Genomic DNA, 18,565 nt, shown 5'->3' on the forward strand with positions numbered 1-18,565 from the left:
TCAGTCGTCGGTGCGGGTGAGCCGCAGGTAGAGGGCGGAGAACAGACCGAGCACGACCAGCAGCATCACGCTCAGCGCGCAGGCGCCGCCGAAGTTGTTGTAGAGGAAGGCGTACTTGTAGATCAGGTAGAGGATCGTGACGGTGGAGTTCTCGGGACCGCCCCCGGTGATCACGAAGGGCTCGGTGAACACCTGCATCGTGGCGATGATCTGGAGGAGCATCAGCATCAGGATGATGAAGCGGGTCTGCGGGACCGTCACGTGCCGGATCCGCTGGAAGATGTTCGCGCCGTCCAGCTCCGCCGCCTCGTACAGCTCCCCGGGAATGCCCTGGAGCGCCGCGAGGTAGATGAGGACCGTGCCGCCCAGGTTGGCCCAGGTGGCGACGATCACCAGCGAGATCAGGGCGGTGTCGGCGCCGTTGGACCAGTTCGACGTCGGCAGGTGCAGCGTGCTGAGCACCTCGTTGGCGAGGCCCGCCCCCGGATCGTAGAACCACTTCCAGAGCAGGGCGCTGACCACCGGCGGGATCATCACCGGGAGGTAGACGACGACCCGGAAGAACGACTTCGCGTGCCGCAGCTCGTTGAGGACGAGCGCCATCACGAACGGCACGGCGAAGCCGATCAGCAGGGCGATCAGCGTGAACATCAGGGTGTTGCGCCAGGCCGCACCGAACTCCGGGTCCTGGAAGACCTGGGTGAAGTTCTCGGTCCCCACCCACTCCGGCGCGGATCCGGGGGTGTACTTCTGGAACGCGATGATCACCGCGCGGATCGCCGGGTACCAGGAGAACAGCGCGAAGCAGAGCAGGCCGCCGATCAGGAACCCGTAGGCGCGTGCCTGGTGGGACAGCTTGCGGCGGAAGGGGCTGGGGGCCCCGCGGCCCGCCGGCCGCTGCCCCTTTGTGGGAGGCGGCACGGCGGCGGACCGCTGGGGGACCTGGGCAGTCTTCATCGGAGCGTCAGCCTCGCGCCAGAATTCCGTCGATCTTGGACTGGGCATCCTTCAGCAGGTTGTCGATGTTCGCGTCCTTCTTGGTGAGGACCGCGGACACCGCTCCGTCGAGGACGGAGTAGATCTGCTGCGCCTGCGGCGGCTCCAGCTTGAGGGTCAGCGCCTGGCTGCCGTCGAGGAAGGGCTGGTAGTTCTCCACCGGGACGTTGGCGTACTGCTTCTTGAGCGCCTGGTCCTTGCTGTCGGTGGCACCGGTCCACAGCCGCGGCTCGGGCAGGCCGACCGGGGCCTTCAGGTCGGACGCGCGCTTCCAGTTGTTGAGACCGGAGCCGGGGGTGTTGGTCTGGTACTCCAGCCACTTCAGGCCGGCCTTGATCTGGGCCGGGGTGTCCTTCTTGTTGAACATGTAGCCGTCGCCGCCCGCGAGCGTGCCCTTGCCACCGGGCATGGGGGCGAGCGCGAGGTCCTCGTACTTGCCGCCCTTCTCCTTGACCAGGATCGGCACGTTGTCCGGGGCGGAGATGTACATGCCGAGCTTGCCGGAGCCCATCATCTGCTGGACGTCGTTGAGGATCAGCAGCTGCTTCGTCCCCATCGAGTTGTCGGTCCAGCGCATGTCCTTGAGGTTCTGGAGCACGGCCTTGCCCTCGGGGGTGTCGACGGCGCCCTTCTTGCCGTCCGGCGTGACCACGTCACCGCCCTGGGAGTAGATCTCGGCGGTGAAGTGCCAGCCGCCCTGGTTCTGGGCGCTGTAGTCGGCGTACCCGACGTAGCCCTTGCCGAGCGCCGCGATCTTCTTGGCGGCCGCGCGGACCTCTTCCCAGGTGGCCGGGGGCGTGTTGGGGTCGAGTCCCGCCTCCGTGAAGAGCTTCTTGTTGTACAGGAGCCCCATCGAGTAGTTGGTGCGCGGGACACCGTAGACCTTGCCGTCCACGCTGTAGACGTCGCGCAGCGACTGCTGGATGTCGCTGTAGCCCTTCATGTCCTTCACGTACGACGTGATGTCCGCGGCCTGGTTGATGTCGACGACGTGCTTGGCGTCGGTGAAGTACGTGTAGAACACGTCCTCCATCTGGCCGCCGGCGAGCTTGGCGTCGAACGTCTTGGGGTCCTGGCAGGGGAACGCGTCACGGCCGACCACGTCGATTGTCGGATTCGCCTTCTCGAACGCCGCGATGTCGTCCTCGAAGCTCTTCCGGTCGATCTTGGCGCTCTTGGGCGGCATGCAGTTCACGGTGATACGTGTCTTGCCGTCCGCGCTGCTGTCATCGCCCGAGCCGCAGGCGGCCAGACCGGTGAGGGCGAGCGCGGTGGCTATCGCGGCGGTACAGGTACGGCGGAACCCGGAACTTCTCATCGGTGGGACCCCTCTTGGGCAGGAGCGTGGCAAACCAACAGCCGCATCGCTGTGTGGCGGCGCTCACTCAACCACTAACTACGGATGTCCGCAATATGTCGCTCCGATTTCGCAAATACTTGACAGCTACCTGCATGCGCCGACCTCGACGCGAGGTCTCTACCCCACGCTTTCGGACCCCACGCCTCACGGGCCGGCACAGGGCCACCGACAACCCGCCCGGGCGGCCCGGCGAGGCCACGGGGTGACCCGTACCGACCGGAGAAGCCCTGGCCCCACCTGCCTTCCGCGCCTCAACCCACCTCCCGGGAAGGGGATTTCAGCCATCTCGCACCGCGCGTGAGGGCTCACATTTCTTGCGGATCCTGCGAGAGCCCGACGCAATTTTTACGCAGATACCGCAAGCGGCTTGCCCCGGGGTGGCGCGGCGGACGGGAGGCACGGCAGGTGGCCGTACGGCGAACGGCGCAGCGCGACTAGACCGCCGCCGACTGATCGACGTAGAGGAAGTCCCTCGTGCTCGGAGCGGGTTCCCGGGGGAGCCCGTCAAATGTCTGGCTTTTGCGTCATCCACGTGAAAAGTTGCTGTCAGCGAGGGGGGTCACATGACAGAACCGGACAAGTGGAACGACCGGGGCGACGGAAACGGCCGAAGCGGCCCGGACGACCGTACGGGCGGGCCGCTGGTGGAGGCGCGCGCCCTGCGCAAGGCCTACCGGGCCAAGGGCGACCGGGGCGGGTTCACCGCCGTCGACGGGATCGACTTCGAGGTCCGCAGGGGCGAGGCGTTCGGCCTGCTCGGCGCCAACGGGGCGGGCAAGTCCTCCACCATGCGCATGATCGCCTGCGTCTCCCCGGCCTCCGGGGGCAGCCTGCGGGTCCTCGGCCTCGACACCGCCGCGGACGGCCCGCACATCCGCTCCCGGCTCGGTGTCGTGCCGCAGGACGACAGCGTGGACACGGAGCTGACCGTACGGGAGAACCTGCTCGTCTACGGCCGCTACTTCGGGCTGCCCCGGAAGGTGATCCGTGAACGCGCCGGTGAGCTGCTGGAGTTCGCCCGGCTCACGGAGAAGGCCGACGAACGGGTGGAGGCGCTGTCCGGCGGGATGCGGCGGCGGCTGACCATCGCCCGCGCGCTGATCAACGAACCGGAGATCGTCCTGCTGGACGAACCGACCACCGGCCTCGACCCCCAGGCCAGACACCTGCTCTGGGAGCGGCTGTTCCAGCTCAAGCAGAACGGCGTCACCCTCATCCTGACGACCCATTACATGGACGAGGCGGAGCAGCTGTGCGACCGGCTGGTGGTCATGGACGGCGGCCGGATCGTCGCCGAGGGCTCCCCCGCCGCGCTGATCGAGCGGTACGTCACCCGTGAGGTCCTGGAGCTGCGCTTCGAACGCGCCGAGCACCGGGTCCAGGTGGACAAGGCCCGCGAACTGGTCGACCGCGCCGAGGAGTTGCCGGACCGGCTGCTCCTCCACACGGACGACGGCGAGGCCACCCTGGCCGCCGTCCACGCCCGCGGGATCACTCCCGTCACCGCACTCGTCCGCCGGGCGAGCCTGGAGGACGTCTTCCTGACGCTCACCGGCCGCAGCCTGGTCGACTAGGGGGCCTCTGTGTCTGTGTCTGTGCCGACGTCCGCCACCCCGTCCCCGGCCCCGGCCCCGTTCCCGTTTCGGGGTGTCCGCCACCCCGCCCTGCGGGAACTCTCCTACTGGCTGCACCTCTGGCGCCGCACCTGGCGCGGCACGGTCGTGATCAGCGTCGCCAATCCCCTGCTGTTCCTGACCGGGATCGGCGTCGGCCTCGGCCAGTTGGTCGGCGACAACACCGACCCCGCGCTGCACGGCGGCTCGTACCTGGCCTTCCTCACCCCGGGCCTGCTCGCCGCCGCGAGCATGCAGAACGCCTTCGTCGACTCCGCCGGACCCGTCCACCAGTCGGTCGGACCCGGCGGGCACTACCGTGCGGCGGCGGCCACCCCGCTGCGGCCCGCCGACATCCTGTACGGACACCTGCTCTACATCCTCGTCCGGCTCACGGTCAGCGCGGCCCTGTTCACGGCCGTCGCCACCGCCTTCGGCGCGGTCACCCCCACCCGGGCCCCCGCGGTGGTCCCGGCGGCCGTCCTGGCGGGGTTCGCCTTCGCGGCGCCGATCGCGGCGTGGTCGGTGACAGTCGGCCGGCAGGCCGGCATCACGGCTCTGTTCCGCTTTGTGATCATGCCGCTCTACATGTTCTCGGGCGCGTTCTTCCCGCTCTCCCAACTGCCCGACCGGGTCGAGCCGTTGGCGTACCTCTCCCCCCTGTGGCACGGCGTGGAGCTGTGCCGCGCGCTCGCGCTCGGCACCGCCACACCGGGCGGCACCGCGCTGCACACCGGGGTGCTGGCCGCGCTGACGGCGGCGGGCGTCCTGCTGGCCCGGCGCCGCTACCACCGCCGGCTCCACACCTGACGCGAAGGAAGGCGGACCGCCATGCCGGCCGCGACCATGGTCGAACGCAATCTCATGATCTACCGGCACACCTGGCCGCTGCTGCTCGCCGAGGTCTTCGAACCGGTCCTCTACCTGCTGTCGTTCGGCGTCGGCATCGGACAGTTGGTCGGCCACATCCCCGGCCTGCCCGACCCGTCCGTGGACTACGCGGAGTTCGTCGCGCCCGCGCTGCTCGCCACGGCCGCCATGAACGGCGCGATGAACGAGACGACCTTCAACATGTTCGGCAAGCTCAGGACGGACCGTACGTACGAGTCGATCCTGACGACACCGATGACGGTACGGGACGTCGCGCTCGGCGAGGTCGCGTGGGCGCTGCTGCGGGGCACCCTGGTGACGGTCGGGTTCCTCGCCGTCGTCACGGCCTTCGGCCTCGTCCACAGCCCCTGGGCGCTCCTGGTGGTCCCCGGCGCCCTGCTGATCGGCTTCGCCTTCGCGGCGGTCGGCCTGGCCGTGGTGACGTTCCTGCGCGACTGGCAGGACTTCCAGTTCATCCAGCTGGCGATGCTGCCGATGTTCCTCTTCGCGACGACGTTCTACCCGCTGGGTTTCTATCCGCGCCCGTTGCGGATCGTGGTGGAGTGCCTGCCGCTCTACCAGAGCATCGAGCTGCTGCGCGGCCCGTTCCTGGGCGAGGCCGGTACGGGGCTGATCCTGCCCGCCCTCTATCTGCTCGCGCTCGGCGGCCTCGGCCTGGCGGTGGCCGCGCGCCGGCTGGAGGGCATCCTGCGGACCTGAGGGCGCACAGGAGGCGGGTACACGCAATATTTCACGCGTGTTACGAAAGAGTTCGACAATGATGTCGTCATTGACAGCGTTGTCGGCATGGCCGGTGGCCGGGCGCGGCGCTCAGCCGCGGGCCGCCGCCGCCTCGGCCCGTACCGTGGCCCGCGGGGCCTGCGCCGTGGAACCCCGTACCACCAGCTCCGGCTCGAACAGCAGCTCTCCCGGCGGCACGGCGCCGCCCTGGATCTGCGCGGTCAGCATCTCCACCGCCGCCCGCCCCATGGCCTCGATGGGCTGGCGGACCGTGGTCAGCGGCGGCTCGGTGCAGTTCATGAAGGCGGAGTCGTCGAAGCCGACGACGGACACCTCGCGGGGCACGTCGAGGCCGCGCCGGCGGGCGGCCCGTACCGCCCCCAGGGCCAGCGGGTCGCTCGCGCAGATGATGCCGGTGACACCCCGGTCCAGCAGGCGCGACGTCGCCGCCTGGCCGCCCTCCAGGGAGAACATGGACCGCTCGATGTACTCGTCGGGGAGCTTCGCCCTGGCGGCCTTGGCGGTCGCGAGGGCGGCCGCCAGCTTGCGCCGGGACGGCACGTGGTCGGAGGGGCCGAGCACCAGCCCGATGCGCTCGTGGCCCAGCGAGGCGAGGTGGCGCCAGGCCTGTTCGACCGCGACCGCGTCGTCGCAGGAGATGCAGGGGAAGTCGAGATTCTCGATCGGCGCGTTGATCAGCACCACCGGGATCTTGCGCTCGGCGAGCTGGCGGTAATGGTCGTGCGGGGCGTCCGCCTGCGCGAACAGCCCGCCGGCGAAGACCACGCCGGACACCTGCTGCTGGAGCAGCAGCTCGACGTAGTCCGCCTCGGAGACCCCGCCCTTGGTCTGCGTACAGAGCACGGGCGTGAGCCCCTGCTGGGCCAGCGCACCCCCGATCACCTCGGCGAACGCCGGGAAGATGGGATTCTGGAGCTCGGGCAGGACCAGGCCGACGAGCCGCGCGCGCTCGCCGCGCAGCTGGGTGGGGCGCTCGTAGCCGAGGACGTCCAGCGCGGTGAGGACGGACTGGCGCGTGGACTGCGAGACACCTGGTTTGCCGTTGAGAACCCGGCTGACCGTGGCCTCACTGACCCCAACCTTCTTAGCAACCTGAGCAAGTCGTCGCGTCATACACGCAAGACTATCGCAAATGCTGCAAGCGGCTTGCTCCCCAGCGTAAAGAGCCCAACAAGTGCCCTACAGGTGCCCAGCACGTGCCGAGGAAGTGCCGAGCAAGCGCGATGCCGGCCGGATCGCTCCGGCCGGCATCACCTTAGGGGCCCTGGGGGAGGGCCGCCCCACTGCCCTCCTACGGGTTGATGATGATCTTGAAGTTGGGCGTCGTGTTCTTGATGTCCACGGCGTTCCCGTTGAGCGTCAGACGGTTGAAGGTGACCTCACCGACCGCCGGTCCCTGGCCCGCCTCCGGCAGCTCGTTCGCCCACAGTCCGAAGCCGGACTTGGCGTCGAAGGCGTCGCCGCTCTTCTTGGCCCCGGTGATCGAGATGTCGTTGAGGATGGTGTCCTTGATCGGGAACTGCGGCTGACCGCCTACGTAGTTGGTCTGGAACATGATGCCGCTGTAGGTCGGATCGACGATGTCGACGTTGTTGATCCGGATCCCCTGGAACACCTTCGAGGCGGAGAACAGCCAGATGCCGGGGAAGGTCTGGCTGCCCCAGAAGTGGCCGCCGGCTCTGACGATCGACACGTTCTCGATCGTCGTCGGCTCGGTCCCGAACCCGTTCATCGCGTAGCCGAAGTCCAGCGAGCTGACCGTGATGCCCGAGTAGACGAGCGTGTCCGCGATGTGGATGTTGCGGAACGTGTTGCGGTAGCCGCCGTATACGGCCAGGCCCGCCGCACGCCACACCAGCGTCGCCGAGAGGTTCTCGTAGACGTTGTTGTACATGTCCGCGCCGCCCGCGTCGATCGCCGAGAAGAGGGCGAACGCGTCGTCACCGGTGGCCCGCGCGTCGTTGTTCACGACGTGGTTGTCGGTGCTGCCGTTGGTCATGTTGACCCCGTCGGCGAACGTGTTGCGGATACGGGAGTTGCTGATCGTGATCCGGTCCGCGTTGGCGCCCCAGTAGAGGCAGACGGTGTGTTCGTTCCAGATGTTGTCGATCGTGATGTCGGTGACGTTGGAGAGGTCGAAGACCTTTCCGGGGCCGTCGATGCGCGAGGTGTAGTTGCCGAAGAACGAGAAGCTCGTGAAGGACGAGCCCTTCGCGGCGGCCTCGACGCGGAAGCCGGCGTCCGTGTTGTCCTGCGTGGCCGGGGCGAAGAACCTGGTGAACCAGGGTCCCGCGCCGATCACCTTCACGGGCTTGCCGTAGACCTGGAACTTGCTGGACGTCTGGTAGTCACCGGCCGGCAGGTAGACACCGACGAGCTTGCCGGTGGTGTCCATCCGGACCCGGTCCAGGGCGTTCTGGACGTCCTGGTGGGTGAATCCGGTCGGCACGGTGTACGTGGCCGGGTCCGGGTTCGCCACCGCGGTGGCCTGCTCCAGGTTGATGAAGTCGATCGCGTACGTGGTGGTGTTCGCGGCGTCCTTCTGGAGACGGATCTTGCTGCCCGCCGGAACGGTCTTCCCCAGGAGGATGTTGGCCTCGTCGTAGATGTGACGGGGGCCGCCGGAGCCGGGCGAGTTGCCGGGACCGGTCTCGTTGCCGTACAGCCACGCGTACTTCGACGTGAGGTCGATGGCCTTGAGGAACGTGCCGTCGACGTAGACGTTCAGCGTCGAGTTGATGCCACCGCCGCCCGCGGAGTCCGGGATGGAGAAGCGGGTGACCAGCGTGTTGGTGCTGGCCCTGGTGGTGAACTCCACATAGTTGCCGGTGTTGTTGAGGGTGACGGCCTTGCGTCCCGAGGCCTCGCCCGCGACGTCGCCGACGGTCCGGTTGGGACCGACGACCTGCGCGCCACCGCCGGTGACACCGTCCTCCGCCTCGTACATGTCGTACGGCATGTTGGCGCCGCGGCCGACGAAGAGGGGCTGGGTGCTGGTGTTGTTGGCGCGCTTGACCGGCAGTTCGTTCGTGTCGTCCGCGAGGACGACCCGGACGGTGTACGAGCCGTTCGCGGCGGCCCAGGTGCCGAGACCCACCGTGGCGGAGGTCGCACCCGGGGCGATCGTGCCGTTGTAGGCGCCGGTCAGGGTCTTGACCGTGCCGCCCGTGGAGTTCAGCAGCGTCAGCGTGATGCCGTGGCTGCCGGCCGCGGAGGCCACCGTGCCCTGGTTCTTGATCGTCGCCGAGAAGGTGACGGTCTGACCGGCCGACGGCGAGGACGGCGAGGTGGTGACCGAGGCGGCGACCAGGTCGGAGCTGTCGACCGGCCGCACCACGAGGTTGGTGGCGCTGGTGAAGGTGTTGTTCGTCTCGTTCGACTCGACGACCGCGTTGGCCGGGTCCGCGACCGCGCTGAGCTGGTACGTACCGGAGTCACGCGGGCCGATGTTCGCGGTGACGGTGGCCGAGGCCCCCGCCGCGAGGGCGCCCACCGAGGCGGAGCCGACCTTCGTGCCGCTGAGCCGCAGGTCGACGGTGCTGGCAGGGGCGGCGAGCGCTCCGGCGTTGCGTACCGTCGCCGACACGGTGATCGCGTCGGACTCGACCGGGGACGCCGGGCTGGCGCTGACGGCCGTGACCTGGAGGTCCGGGTTGGGCGCCGGGTCCCCGAGGATCTGGAACTCGGCCACCTGGCCCGCGCCGGAACCGGTGTTGGAGTTGAACTTCAGCTGGACGTCGGCGACGCGCGCGCCGACCGGGATGGTCACCGAGTTGCCGGTGCCCGGGGTGAAGGTGTAGTCCTTCGCGGCCACCAGGCTGGTGAGGCCCGTGGCGTTCTGCTCGCGGCCGAGCACCTGGATGTTCTGGGTCCGCTGTCCCCAGCTGCTGTCCGGGTTGAGCTTGACGACGACGGAGTCCGTGTCGGCGTTGGAGCCCAGCTTCACCGTGAGGGTGTTGGGGTAGCTGCCGCCCGCGCCCTCCCAGTAGGTGCTCGTGCTGTTGTCGTTTGCGTTCTCCGCGACGAAGGTGAAGACCGAGGAGGACGCGGTGATCGGCTTGCCGACGGCCAGGTTCGTGGCCGTGCCCGGCGTGCCGTTCCTGGTCACCGTGTTGCTGTTCACCGAGACGTTCCCGGCCGCGTCCTTGGCCCGTACGAAGTACGAGACCGTGGCGCCCGCGGACTGGGTGTCCGTGTAGGTGAGGACGTTGCCCGCGACGCTGCCGCGCAGCGTGTTGTTGGCGTAGACGTCGTAGCCCGTCACACCCGTGTTGTCGCTCGACGCGCCCCACGCCAGCCTGATCTGGCCGGAGGCGGGCTCGGTGAAGGCGAGGTTCGCGGGAGCGGTCGGCGCCTGCGTGTCACCCGAAGCGCCCGCGCGGGTCACGGTGTTGCTGTTCCCGGAGACGTTCCCGGCCGCGTCCTTCGCCCGTACGTAGTAGGCGACGGTCGCGCTCGCGGGTTGGTTGTCCGTGAAGGTCGTGACATTGCCCGCCACGCTGCTGCGCAGCTGGTTGTTGGCGTAGATGTCGTAACCCGTGACGCCCGTGTTGTCCGTGGACGGCCGCCAGGACAGCCGGATCTGGCCGGAGGCCGGTTCCGTGTACGTCAGCTCGGTGGGCGCGCTCGGGGCCGTGGTGTCACCGGTCTCGGGGCCGTAGACCTCCAGCTCGGAGAGCTGGCCGCCGGGCTGCTGGGTGTTGGCCGTGATGAGGATCCGTACGTAGCGCTGGGTGGTGGTGTCGAAGGAGATCGTCACCGAGTTCGCGCCGGCGGAGTTGAACGTGTAGGCCTTGGACGCCGTCAGGTCGGTGAAGGCGCTGTTGTTGGTGCTGCCCTGGACCTTGAGGGTCTGGTCCCTGGCGCCCCAGCCGTCGGGCAGGCGCAGGACCACCTGGTTGACACCGACGGACGAGCCGAGGTCGGCCTGGATCCACTGCGGGAAGGCGTTGTTGTTGCTCTCCCAGTAGGTGGCCTTGTTGCCGTCGTTGGCGTTGCCGGGCCCGTAGACCTGGGTGAAGCTGCTCGCCGTGAGGGTCTTGCCGAGGGCGAGGTTCACCGAGGCCGCCGCGGCGGCGTGCACCTCCAGCTCGGACAGCTGGGCCTTCTTGCCCGCCGAGTTGCCGGTGAAGTCGGCGCGGACGTAGCGCGCCTTGGTGGCGGGGAAGGCGACGGTGACCTTGTTGCCCGCACCCTTGCTGAAGGAGTACGTGGCGGACGACTTCAGCGTGGAGAAGCTGGTGCCGTCGGCACTGCCCTGGAGCGAGAGGGTCTGCTTGCGGCTCTCCCACCCTGCGGGGAGCTTCAGCGTCACCTCGTCGATGCGCTTGCTGGACCCGAGGTCCGACTGCACCCACTGGGCGGACTTGCCGTTGCCCTCCCAGTAGGTCGACTGGTTGCCGTCCGTGACACTGCGGGCCGTTCCGTTGCCCGTGGTCGCGTTGGCCGCCGCGGTCCGCCCCGCGGCGATGTTGGGGCCGTCGGCCGCGGAAGCGGCGAGTGACGGCCAGCCCACCATCAGAAGACTGGTGGCAACGGCGGTGGAGAGGAACCGCCATCTCCGGCGTAGCGATCTCATGGATCCCCGATCTTCGGCCTCGGCGCGGGGGCGGCGAGGGCGCGGCTCTGGCTGCCTGCCTCATCGGCAAGCGTTTCTGCACTGATCAGCGGAGTCTTTTGCGTTTTGCGGTCAGAGAGTTGCAGAGAAATGCGAGTCCGTCCACATCTCCGGCAGAACCAAATCCCTCGGCCCGCCTCCCGAGTTGGTGCCCGGGGCAGGCCAACACCCGGGATCCGGCCCCCGAACAGGGAAACGTAAGTGATCTGCAAACCTTGCAAGTTTTTTGCGTGAATGTGGAAATTTCGGAAAGGCCGCCTGGCCCTCTACCGTTCGTACACATGAGCGCCGGACCGATCACCCTGGGGTTGGCGCCGTCGGAGCGACGACGGCGGTTCGGCCGGCCACGCCGGGTCTTCTCCCAGGTACTGCTGATGCAACTCGCCATCGCCGCCGGGGTGACCGTGCTCGCCACCGGTCTCTTCGTGGCCCCCCTCAGCGCGCAGTTGGACGACCAGGCGATGCGCCGGGCCCTCGCGATCGCCGAGACCACCGCCTCCGCCCGGGTCGCCGACGCGCTCCTGGGCTCGCGCCCGTCGAGCGGCGGTCCCGTGCAGGCCGAGGCGGAACGGATACGGAAGGCCACCGGCGCCGAGTACGTCGTGATCATGGACAGGCGCGGGGTCCGCTGGTCGCACACCGACACCCGCCAGATCGGCCGGGTCGTCTCCACCGACCCGGGCAAGGCGCTCGCCGGCGAGCACGTCATGGAGATCGACAGCGGCACCCTGGGCCGCTCGGCGCGGGGCAAGGTCCCGCTGCGCGACGACGCCGGGGACATCGTCGGAGCCGTATCGGTCGGCATCGCGTACGACAGCGTCCGCGACCGGCTCCTCGCCGCGATACCGGGGCTGCTCGCCTACGCGGGCGGAGCCCTGGCGGCCGGCGCGCTGGCCGCGTACCTGATCGCCAGGCGTCTCCAGCGCCAGACCCATGACCTGGCCTTCTCCGACATCGCGGCCCTGCTCGCCGAACGCGAGGCCATGCTGCACGGCCTGCGCGAAGGGGTGGTCGCACTGGACCCCACCGGCCGGATCCGGCTGATGAACGACGAGGCGCAGCGGCTCCTGGGCGTCGGCCCCGAGGCGACGGGCCGGCCGCTGGAGGAGGCGCTGGGCGAGGGACGCACCACCGACGTCCTGTCGGGGCGGGTGCGGGGCGAGGATCTGCTGACCGTACGGGGCAGCCGCGTCCTGGTCGCCAACCGGATGCCGACGGACGACGGCGGCGCCGTCGCCACCCTGCGTGACCGTACGGAGGTGGAGCAGCTGAGCCGGGAACTGGACGCGACCCGGGGGCTGATCGACGCCCTGCGCGCCCAGGACCACGAGCACGCCAACCGGATGCACACCCTGCTCGGGCTGCTGGAGCTGGAGATGCACGACGAGGCGGCCGAGTTCGTGACCGAGGTGGTCGGGGTGCACCGGGTGACCGCCGAGCAGGTCACCGAGCGTGTCCACGATCCGCTGGCGGCCGCCCTGCTGGTCGGCAAGGCGACGGTCGCCGCGGAGCGCGGTGTCTCGCTGCGGCTGTCCCCGGAGACCTTCCTGCCGGACCGGCTGGTGGACCCGCAGGGCCTCGTCACGGTCCTCGGCAATCTGGCCGACAACGCGCTGGACGCCGCGGCGGGCTCCGGGGAGGCGCGCATCGAGGTGGAGTTGCGCGCCGAAGGCCGTACGGTCGTGCTGTGTGTCTCCGACAGCGGCCCGGGGGTCCCGGGCCATCAGCGCGAACTGGTCTTCTCCGAAGGCTGGTCGACGAAGGCGCTGCCGTCCCACGGCAGGCGCGGCCTGGGTCTGGCGCTGGTGCGCAGACTCGCGGAACGGCAGGGTGGCGGCGTACGGGTGGGTGAGTCGGCGGACGGCGGCGCGGAGTTCACCGTCGTCCTCCCGGAGGCACTGACGCCGGACGAGCGGGCGACAGAGCGTGGGACAGCGGGGGAAGAGTGATCGACGTACTGGTCGTGGACGACGACATCCGGATCGTGGAGATCAACACCGCGTACGTGGCGAAGGTGGCGGGCTTCCGGGTCGTGGCCCGGGCCCACTCCGCCGCCGAGGCGCTCGCGCGGCTCTCCGAGCGCCCCGTCGACCTCGTCCTGCTCGACCACGGCCTGCCCGACGAGAACGGGCTGACGGTCGTACGGGAGCTGCGGCGGCTGGGCCGCGAGACCGACGTGATCATGGTGACGGCGGCCCGCGACATGGCCACCGTCCAGGCGGCGATGCGGCACGGCGCGGTCCAGTACCTGGTCAAACCGTTCACCTTCGCGGGCCTGCGGGCCAAGCTGGAGGCGTACGCGGCGCTGCGGCGCGCGCTGGAGAGCGGCGGGGAGGCCGAACAGTCCGAGGTGGACCGGATGTTCGGGGCCCTGTCCGCCTCCGCGGTCCCCACCCTCCCCAAGGGCCACTCCCCCACCACCGCGGAGGTCGTCCGCCAGGTGCTCCTCGGCGCCGGGGGCCCTCTCTCCGCCCAGGAGATCGCGGCGCGGGCGGGCATGAGCCGGCAGACCGCGCAGCGCTACCTCAAGCTGCTGGAACGGGCGGGGCGGGTACGGCTGACGCTGCGGTACGGCGAGACGGGCCGCCCGGAACACCGGTACGCGTGGCCGCACGGCTGAGACCGGCCGGGCAGCTTCGCGTCCGAGGCGCACGCCCCGTACACCCACCGCTCACACCGCCCCCGCCCCCGTCAGCGACCGCACCTCCGTCTCGGCGTGTTTCGCCGCGTCCGGCGGTTCCGACGAGGTGACCGTACCGATCCAGCCGGCCAGGAAGCCCAGCGGGATCGAGACCACACCCGGGTTCTGGAGCGGGAAGACGTGGAAGTCGACCCCGGGGAGGATCGCCTCGGGGCTGCCCGAGACGACCGGCGAGAGCACCACGAGCAGAACGGCCGGAATCAGTCCCCCGTACACCGACCAGACCGCACCCCGGGTGGTGAAGTTCCGCCAGAACAGCGAGTAGAGCAGGACGGGGAGATTCGCCGAGGCGGCGACCGCGAAAGCCAGCCCCACCAGGAACGCGACGTTCAGGTTCTGCGCCAGCAGGCTCAGCCCGATCGCCACCGCCCCGATGCCCGCCGCCGCCACCCGCGCCACCGCGACCTCGCTCCGCTGCTTGGCTTGATTGACTTCTTCGGCCTGTTTACGCCGCAGCGACGCGTACAGGTCGTGCGCGACGGACGCCGACGAGGCGAGCGTGATGCCCGCGACGACGGCGAGGATCGTGGCGAAGGCGACCGCCGCGACCACCGCGAACAGCACCGTTCCGCCGGTCGATCCCGCCCCGCCGCCCAGGTCCAGGGCGAGCAGCGGTACGGCGGTGTTCCCCGCCGCGTTCGAGGCCCGTACGGCGTCCGAGCCGACCAGCGCCGCCGCGCCGAAGCCCAGCACGATCGTCATCAGGTAGAAGCCGCCGATGAGCCCGATGGACCACACGACCGAGCGGCGGGCCGCGCGGGCGGTGGGCACGGTGTAGAAGCGGGACAGGATGTGCGGCAGCCCCGCCGTGCCGAGGACCAGGGCGAGTCCGAGGCTGATGAAGTCGAAGCGCGCGATCCAGTCCCCGCCGTACTTGAGCCCCGGCGACAGGAATTCCCTGCCGTGGCCGCTGTGCGCGACGGCGCTGTTCAGCAGCGCGTTGACGTTTCCGTGGAAGCGGACGAGCACCAGCACGGTCAGCGCGATCGCGCCCGCCATCAGCAGCACGGCCTTGACGATCTGGATCCAGGTCGTCGCCCGCATCCCGCCCAGCGACACGTACACGACCATCAGCGCGCCCACCCCGATCACGGTCCAGGCGCGCGCCGCCCCGCTCGTCCCGCCCAGCAGCAGCGCCACCAGACTGCCCGCGCCGACCATCTGCGCCACCAGGTAGAGCACGGAGACGGTGACCGAGGACGTACCGGCGGCGATCCGCACCGGGCGCTCGCCCATCCGCGCGGCGATCACGTCGGCGAGGGTGAACCGCCCGCAGTTGCGGACGAGTTCGGCGACGAGGAAGAGCACCACCAGCCAGGCGACGAGGAATCCGACGGAGTAGAGCAGGCCGTCGTACCCGAAGAGGGCGATCACCCCCGAGATCCCGAGGAAGGAGGCGGCGGACATGTAGTCGCCCGCGATGGCGAACCCGTTCTCCATGGGCGAGAACAGCCGGCCGCCCGCGTAGAACTCCTCCGCCGAACCACGGCGGTCGCGGCTCACCCACGTGGTGATGCCCAGGGTGACCGCGACAAACGCGCTGAACAGCACCAGCGCCAGGGTCTGGTGGTCGCCGCTCACCGTTCCGTCCCCCGCGTCATCTCCTGGGTCTCCCACCGCAGTTCGAGAGCCGCCCGGTCCCGGTGCAGCCGGGCGTGACGCGCGTACGCCCAGGTCAGCAGGAAGGTGGAGAGGAACTGGCCGAGCCCCGCCACCATCGCCACGTTCACCGCGCCCGCCACCGGCCTGGCCATGAACTCCGGCGCCGCGGTCGCCGCCACGACGTACGCGAAGTACCAGACGAAGAAGGCGACCGAGGCGGGGACGACAAACCTGCGGTAGCGGCGGCGCACCTCCTGGAAGGCGGGGCCGCGCTGCACCTCCCCGTAGATGTCGGCGGCGCTGTGGCCGTGCCCGGGAGCCGGCGGTCCGTCCGGTACGGCGGGGGCGGCCGGGCCGGCGGGGTCCGCGGGGAGGCCCGTACCGTCCAGGTCACCCCAGCCGTCGGCCAGTGCGTCGTACCACGGGTCGTCGAGCCGCACCGCTGCGGCGTCACGCCCTTCCTGCTTCTCCACCGGTCAACTCTCCTTGTCAGCGAACCGTTTCGGCCGCGCCCCAAGGATGGACAGAGTGGGGGGATCCCGGACTCTTCACTCCCCCGACTTCACTCCATCAGGTGACAGTGGTCCCCTGCTGCGGGGGTGGGATGAGTCCGCGCTGGTACGCGTAGCGCACCGCCTGCGCCCGGTCCCGTACCCCGGTCTTGGCGAAGAGGTTGTTGATGTGGGTCTTCACGGTGGCCGCGCCGATGTGCAGCCGCCCCGCGATCTCCTTGTTGGAGAGCCCCTCGGCGACCAGGGTCAGTACCTCGGCCTCCCGGGTGGTGAGCCCGTCGGGCAGCGCGTCGGGCGCCGGCGCGCCGGGCGGCGCCGTGACCCGCTCCAGCAGCCGGCGCTGGACGGCGGGCGCCAGCCCGGCCTGTCCCGCCAGGACGTCCTCGACGGCCCGGACGATCTCCTCGCCCTGCGCGTCCTTGGTGAGATAACCCCGGGCGCCCGCCCGCAGCGCCGCGAAGAGCGAGTCGTCGTCGGCGTAGGTCGTGAGCACCACGACCTGGGTGCCCGGATGGTCCGTACGGATGCGGCGGGTGGCCTCCACGCCGTCGCAGCGCGGCATCTGCAGATCCATCAGCACCACGTCGGGGGCGAGTTCCGCGACGAGGGCGACCGCCTCCTCGCCGTCCCGCGCGGCCCCGTCGACCTCGATGCCGGGCAGCAGCCCGAGCAGCATCACGATGCCCTCGCGGACCACGGACTGGTCGTCGGCGACGATCACCCGCGCCGGTGCCCGGCCGGTCACGCCGGTACGCGCGGCCCGGTCCGTCACGCCAGTACTCGCAGCCGCACGCTGAATCCTTCCCCGCCGGGGCCCTCGGATCCGGCCTCCAGCGTGCCGCCGAGCAGTTCGGCCCGCTCGCGCATCCCCAGCAGACCGTACCCGGAGCCGGACGTGCCGAGCCCGGCCGGGCCCTTGCCCGTCCCGCCCGAGTCCCGTACCTCCAGGGCCACGTCGTCCGTCCCGTACGTGAGGCGGATCCGGACCCGCGCGCCCGCGGCGTGCTTGCGCGCGTTGGTCAGCGCCTCCTGGACCACGCGGCGTACCGTCTGCGAGGCCTCGGCGCTCAGCGCCCTGGGGGCTCCGGCGATCCGGACCTCGGCGCCGTCCGTCGCGGCCAGCTCCCGCAGGTACTCCCCGAGGGGGGCCATCTCGCCGCGCAGCGCGGAGAGCGCCTGGCGCGTCTCGGCCAGTCCCTCACGGGCCATGGAACGCGCGCCGACCACCCGTTCGAGGATCTGGTCGCGGAACGGACCGTGCGGTTCCTGCTCGATCCGCAGCCGCGCCGCCTCCAGGTGCACGAGCTGCGCGGAGAGGCTGTGCGCCAGGACGTCATGGATGTCCCGGGCGATCCTGGCCCGCTCCGCGAGCGCGGCGGACTCCGCCTCGGCGACGCGGGCCGCCCGTTCCTGCGTCAGCAGCCGTTGCGCGGTCCCGCGCGCCTCGGCGTCCAGCCGCAGGACGTATCCGGCCAGCAGCAGGCCGGCGGCGGTCAGGAGCGTGGTGAGCCACGCGTCGTGGTCGACCGCCGCGAAGGCGCCGAGCGCGACCAGGCCGACCGGCAGTCCGGCCGCGAACGGCAGCCGCTCCAGGGCACTGACCGCGCAGACGCACCACAGCACGACGGCCGGGACGTCGAACCCGGCCTAGTGGGCGCCGGCCGCCGCGCCCATCAGCGGCACCAGCAGCCCGAGCGACGGCCACAGCTCGTGCCTCAGGGTGCTGCGGTGGAACGCCCAGACGCAGCCGGCGACGGCGAGGAGTCCCGCGGTGGCCGCGACGGCGCCCCAGCCGGAGACCTCGTCACGGGCGAACGTCGACCAGAACAGGCCGCCGAGGACGAGCAGCCGGAACACGTGGGCGATACGGCGCCTGGAATCCGTCCGGCCCTGCCCGGTCAGTGCCTCCCGGGAGGGCCAGACGGTCCAGGCCTGGGATGTGATCACACACGGTCCTTCCCCGACACGGCCGGCGCGCCGTCTCCGTACGACGGCCTCAGGGCACCGGACCGCACCACCAGCATGCCCCTGCGGACGAGAACGGAGGCGGCGAGGGCGAGGAGCAGCGCTCCGGTGCCCTGGTGGATGCCGTACAGGGCGCCGACGCCGGCCAGTCCGAGCCGTACCGCGATCCCGGCGACCCAGACGGCGGCGGTGGCCCTGGTCCCCCTGGACCAGAGCGAGCCGTCGGGCTCGGCCCAGATCGTGCTGGTGGCGGCCCAGCCGGCGCCCATCAGCAGGCCCACCACGAGTTCCGTGCCGAGCAGCAGCCCGGACAGGGCCTGGTGGTGCGCGTCGACGAGGCCCGACCGGCGCAGGGCGATGACAACGAGGACCACGGGGAGGACGAGCCAGCGGCGCCCGTCACCGGTGATCCGCTGGGGCCTCGTCCGGCGCGCGACGATCAGGGCGACGACCGCCGCCGCGACCAGGACGTCGACGAACGTGGACATGAGGGGCCTCCCGCGGCGAAGTGGTGCGACACCGCCGACGCTACGGAAGCGCGCGCTCCGGAACATCGCCGCAGGGGTG

At 70.4% G+C, this 18,565-nt stretch carries 13 protein-coding genes and 1 pseudogene; 5 read left to right on the plus strand and 9 right to left on the minus strand.

Going from position 1 to position 18,565, the window contains the following annotated elements; genetic code table 11:
- Positions 1-957 (minus strand): carbohydrate ABC transporter permease, encoded by a 957-nt coding sequence (locus OG349_RS08940; RefSeq protein WP_327234112.1) that lies wholly within the window; start codon positions 955-957, stop codon positions 1-3.
- 7 nt (positions 958-964) lie between these two features.
- The gene (locus tag OG349_RS08945; protein ID WP_327234113.1) at positions 965-2,314 is read right to left on the minus strand and encodes an ABC transporter substrate-binding protein; all 1,350 of its coding nucleotides are present in this window, start codon (positions 2,312-2,314) and stop codon (positions 965-967) included.
- Positions 2,315-2,919: 605 nt separating this feature from the next.
- Here OG349_RS08945 and OG349_RS08950 point away from each other — a divergent pair.
- The 3 genes from OG349_RS08950 to OG349_RS08960 are packed head-to-tail and all read left to right on the plus strand — an operon-like array spanning position 2,920 to position 5,559.
- Positions 2,920-3,930, plus strand: coding sequence for an ABC transporter ATP-binding protein (locus OG349_RS08950; RefSeq protein WP_327234114.1), 1,011 nt, complete (start codon positions 2,920-2,922; stop codon positions 3,928-3,930).
- A gap of 9 nt (positions 3,931-3,939) precedes the next feature.
- Positions 3,940-4,779, plus strand: coding sequence for an ABC transporter permease (locus OG349_RS08955; RefSeq protein ID WP_327234115.1), 840 nt, complete (start codon positions 3,940-3,942; stop codon positions 4,777-4,779).
- Positions 4,780-4,800: 21 nt separating this feature from the next.
- Positions 4,801-5,559 carry an ABC transporter permease gene (locus OG349_RS08960; RefSeq protein WP_327234116.1) on the plus strand — a complete coding sequence of 253 codons (759 nt, stop codon included), beginning with the start codon at positions 4,801-4,803 and terminating at the stop codon, positions 5,557-5,559.
- 111 nt (positions 5,560-5,670) lie between these two features.
- On the opposite strand, the gene OG349_RS08965 is transcribed toward OG349_RS08960, so the two are convergent.
- Both OG349_RS08965 and OG349_RS08970 read right to left on the minus strand, forming a co-directional pair.
- Positions 5,671-6,714 (minus strand): LacI family DNA-binding transcriptional regulator, encoded by a 1,044-nt coding sequence (locus OG349_RS08965; RefSeq protein ID WP_161307185.1) that lies wholly within the window; start codon positions 6,712-6,714, stop codon positions 5,671-5,673.
- Positions 6,715-6,892: 178 nt separating this feature from the next.
- Positions 6,893-11,179: a galactose-binding domain-containing protein gene (locus tag OG349_RS08970; RefSeq protein ID WP_327234117.1), complete on the minus strand. Its 4,287-nt coding sequence runs from the start codon at positions 11,177-11,179 to the stop codon at positions 6,893-6,895.
- A gap of 320 nt (positions 11,180-11,499) precedes the next feature.
- Between OG349_RS08970 and OG349_RS08975 the strand changes: the two genes are divergently transcribed.
- Together OG349_RS08975 and OG349_RS08980 are read left to right on the plus strand one after the other, a co-directional pair.
- Positions 11,500-13,167 (plus strand): sensor histidine kinase, encoded by a 1,668-nt coding sequence (locus OG349_RS08975; RefSeq protein ID WP_327234118.1) that lies wholly within the window; start codon positions 11,500-11,502, stop codon positions 13,165-13,167.
- A complete protein-coding gene (locus OG349_RS08980) occupies positions 13,164-13,838 on the plus strand; it encodes a DUF7342 family protein (RefSeq protein ID WP_327234119.1) in 675 nt (224 codons plus the stop codon). The genes OG349_RS08975 and OG349_RS08980 overlap by 4 nt, the downstream gene beginning before the upstream one ends.
- Before the next feature lie 51 nt (positions 13,839-13,889).
- Here the strand turns inward: OG349_RS08980 and OG349_RS08985 are convergent, their stop codons facing one another.
- The 5 genes and pseudogenes from OG349_RS08985 to OG349_RS09005 form a co-directional block, all read right to left on the minus strand.
- Positions 13,890-15,500 (minus strand): solute symporter family protein, encoded by a 1,611-nt coding sequence (locus tag OG349_RS08985; RefSeq protein WP_327234120.1) that lies wholly within the window; start codon positions 15,498-15,500, stop codon positions 13,890-13,892.
- Positions 15,497-15,994, minus strand: a complete 498-nt coding sequence (locus OG349_RS08990) for a DUF485 domain-containing protein (protein WP_327234121.1) — start codon at positions 15,992-15,994, stop codon at positions 15,497-15,499. The genes OG349_RS08985 and OG349_RS08990 overlap by 4 nt, the downstream gene beginning before the upstream one ends.
- 97 nt (positions 15,995-16,091) lie before the next feature.
- The gene (locus tag OG349_RS08995; RefSeq protein ID WP_327234122.1) at positions 16,092-16,805 is read right to left on the minus strand and encodes a response regulator transcription factor; all 714 of its coding nucleotides are present in this window, start codon (positions 16,803-16,805) and stop codon (positions 16,092-16,094) included.
- Positions 16,802-17,977 (minus strand): annotated as a pseudogene (locus OG349_RS09000) (sensor histidine kinase). The gene OG349_RS08995 and the pseudogene OG349_RS09000 overlap by 4 nt, the downstream one beginning before the upstream one ends.
- Positions 17,977-18,486: a DUF1453 domain-containing protein gene (locus OG349_RS09005; RefSeq protein ID WP_327234123.1), complete on the minus strand. Its 510-nt coding sequence runs from the start codon at positions 18,484-18,486 to the stop codon at positions 17,977-17,979. The pseudogene OG349_RS09000 and the gene OG349_RS09005 overlap by 1 nt, the downstream one beginning before the upstream one ends.
- Positions 18,487-18,565: the final 79 nt, after the last annotated feature.

It is taken from the genome of Streptomyces sp. NBC_01317 (assembly GCF_035961655.1).
In the GTDB taxonomy this organism is placed as follows: domain Bacteria; phylum Actinomycetota; class Actinomycetes; order Streptomycetales; family Streptomycetaceae; genus Streptomyces.

What these genes read in the sequence shown, in the direction of transcription:
- OG349_RS08940 (WP_327234112.1), bottom strand. Translation starts at nt 957, where the DNA reads ATGAAGACTGCCCAGGTCCCCCAGCGGTCCGCCGCCGTGCCGCCTCCC.
- OG349_RS08965 (WP_161307185.1), bottom strand. Translation starts at nt 6,714, where the DNA reads ATGACGCGACGACTTGCTCAGGTTGCTAAGAAGGTTGGGGTCAGTGAG.
- OG349_RS08975 (WP_327234118.1), top strand. Translation starts at nt 11,500, where the DNA reads ATGAGCGCCGGACCGATCACCCTGGGGTTGGCGCCGTCGGAGCGACGA.
- OG349_RS08945 (WP_327234113.1), bottom strand. Translation starts at nt 2,314, where the DNA reads ATGAGAAGTTCCGGGTTCCGCCGTACCTGTACCGCCGCGATAGCCACC.
- OG349_RS08970 (WP_327234117.1), bottom strand. Translation starts at nt 11,179, where the DNA reads ATGAGATCGCTACGCCGGAGATGGCGGTTCCTCTCCACCGCCGTTGCC.
- OG349_RS08960 (WP_327234116.1), top strand. Translation starts at nt 4,801, where the DNA reads ATGCCGGCCGCGACCATGGTCGAACGCAATCTCATGATCTACCGGCAC.
- OG349_RS09005 (WP_327234123.1), bottom strand. Translation starts at nt 18,486, where the DNA reads ATGTCCACGTTCGTCGACGTCCTGGTCGCGGCGGCGGTCGTCGCCCTG.
- OG349_RS08950 (WP_327234114.1), top strand. Translation starts at nt 2,920, where the DNA reads ATGACAGAACCGGACAAGTGGAACGACCGGGGCGACGGAAACGGCCGA.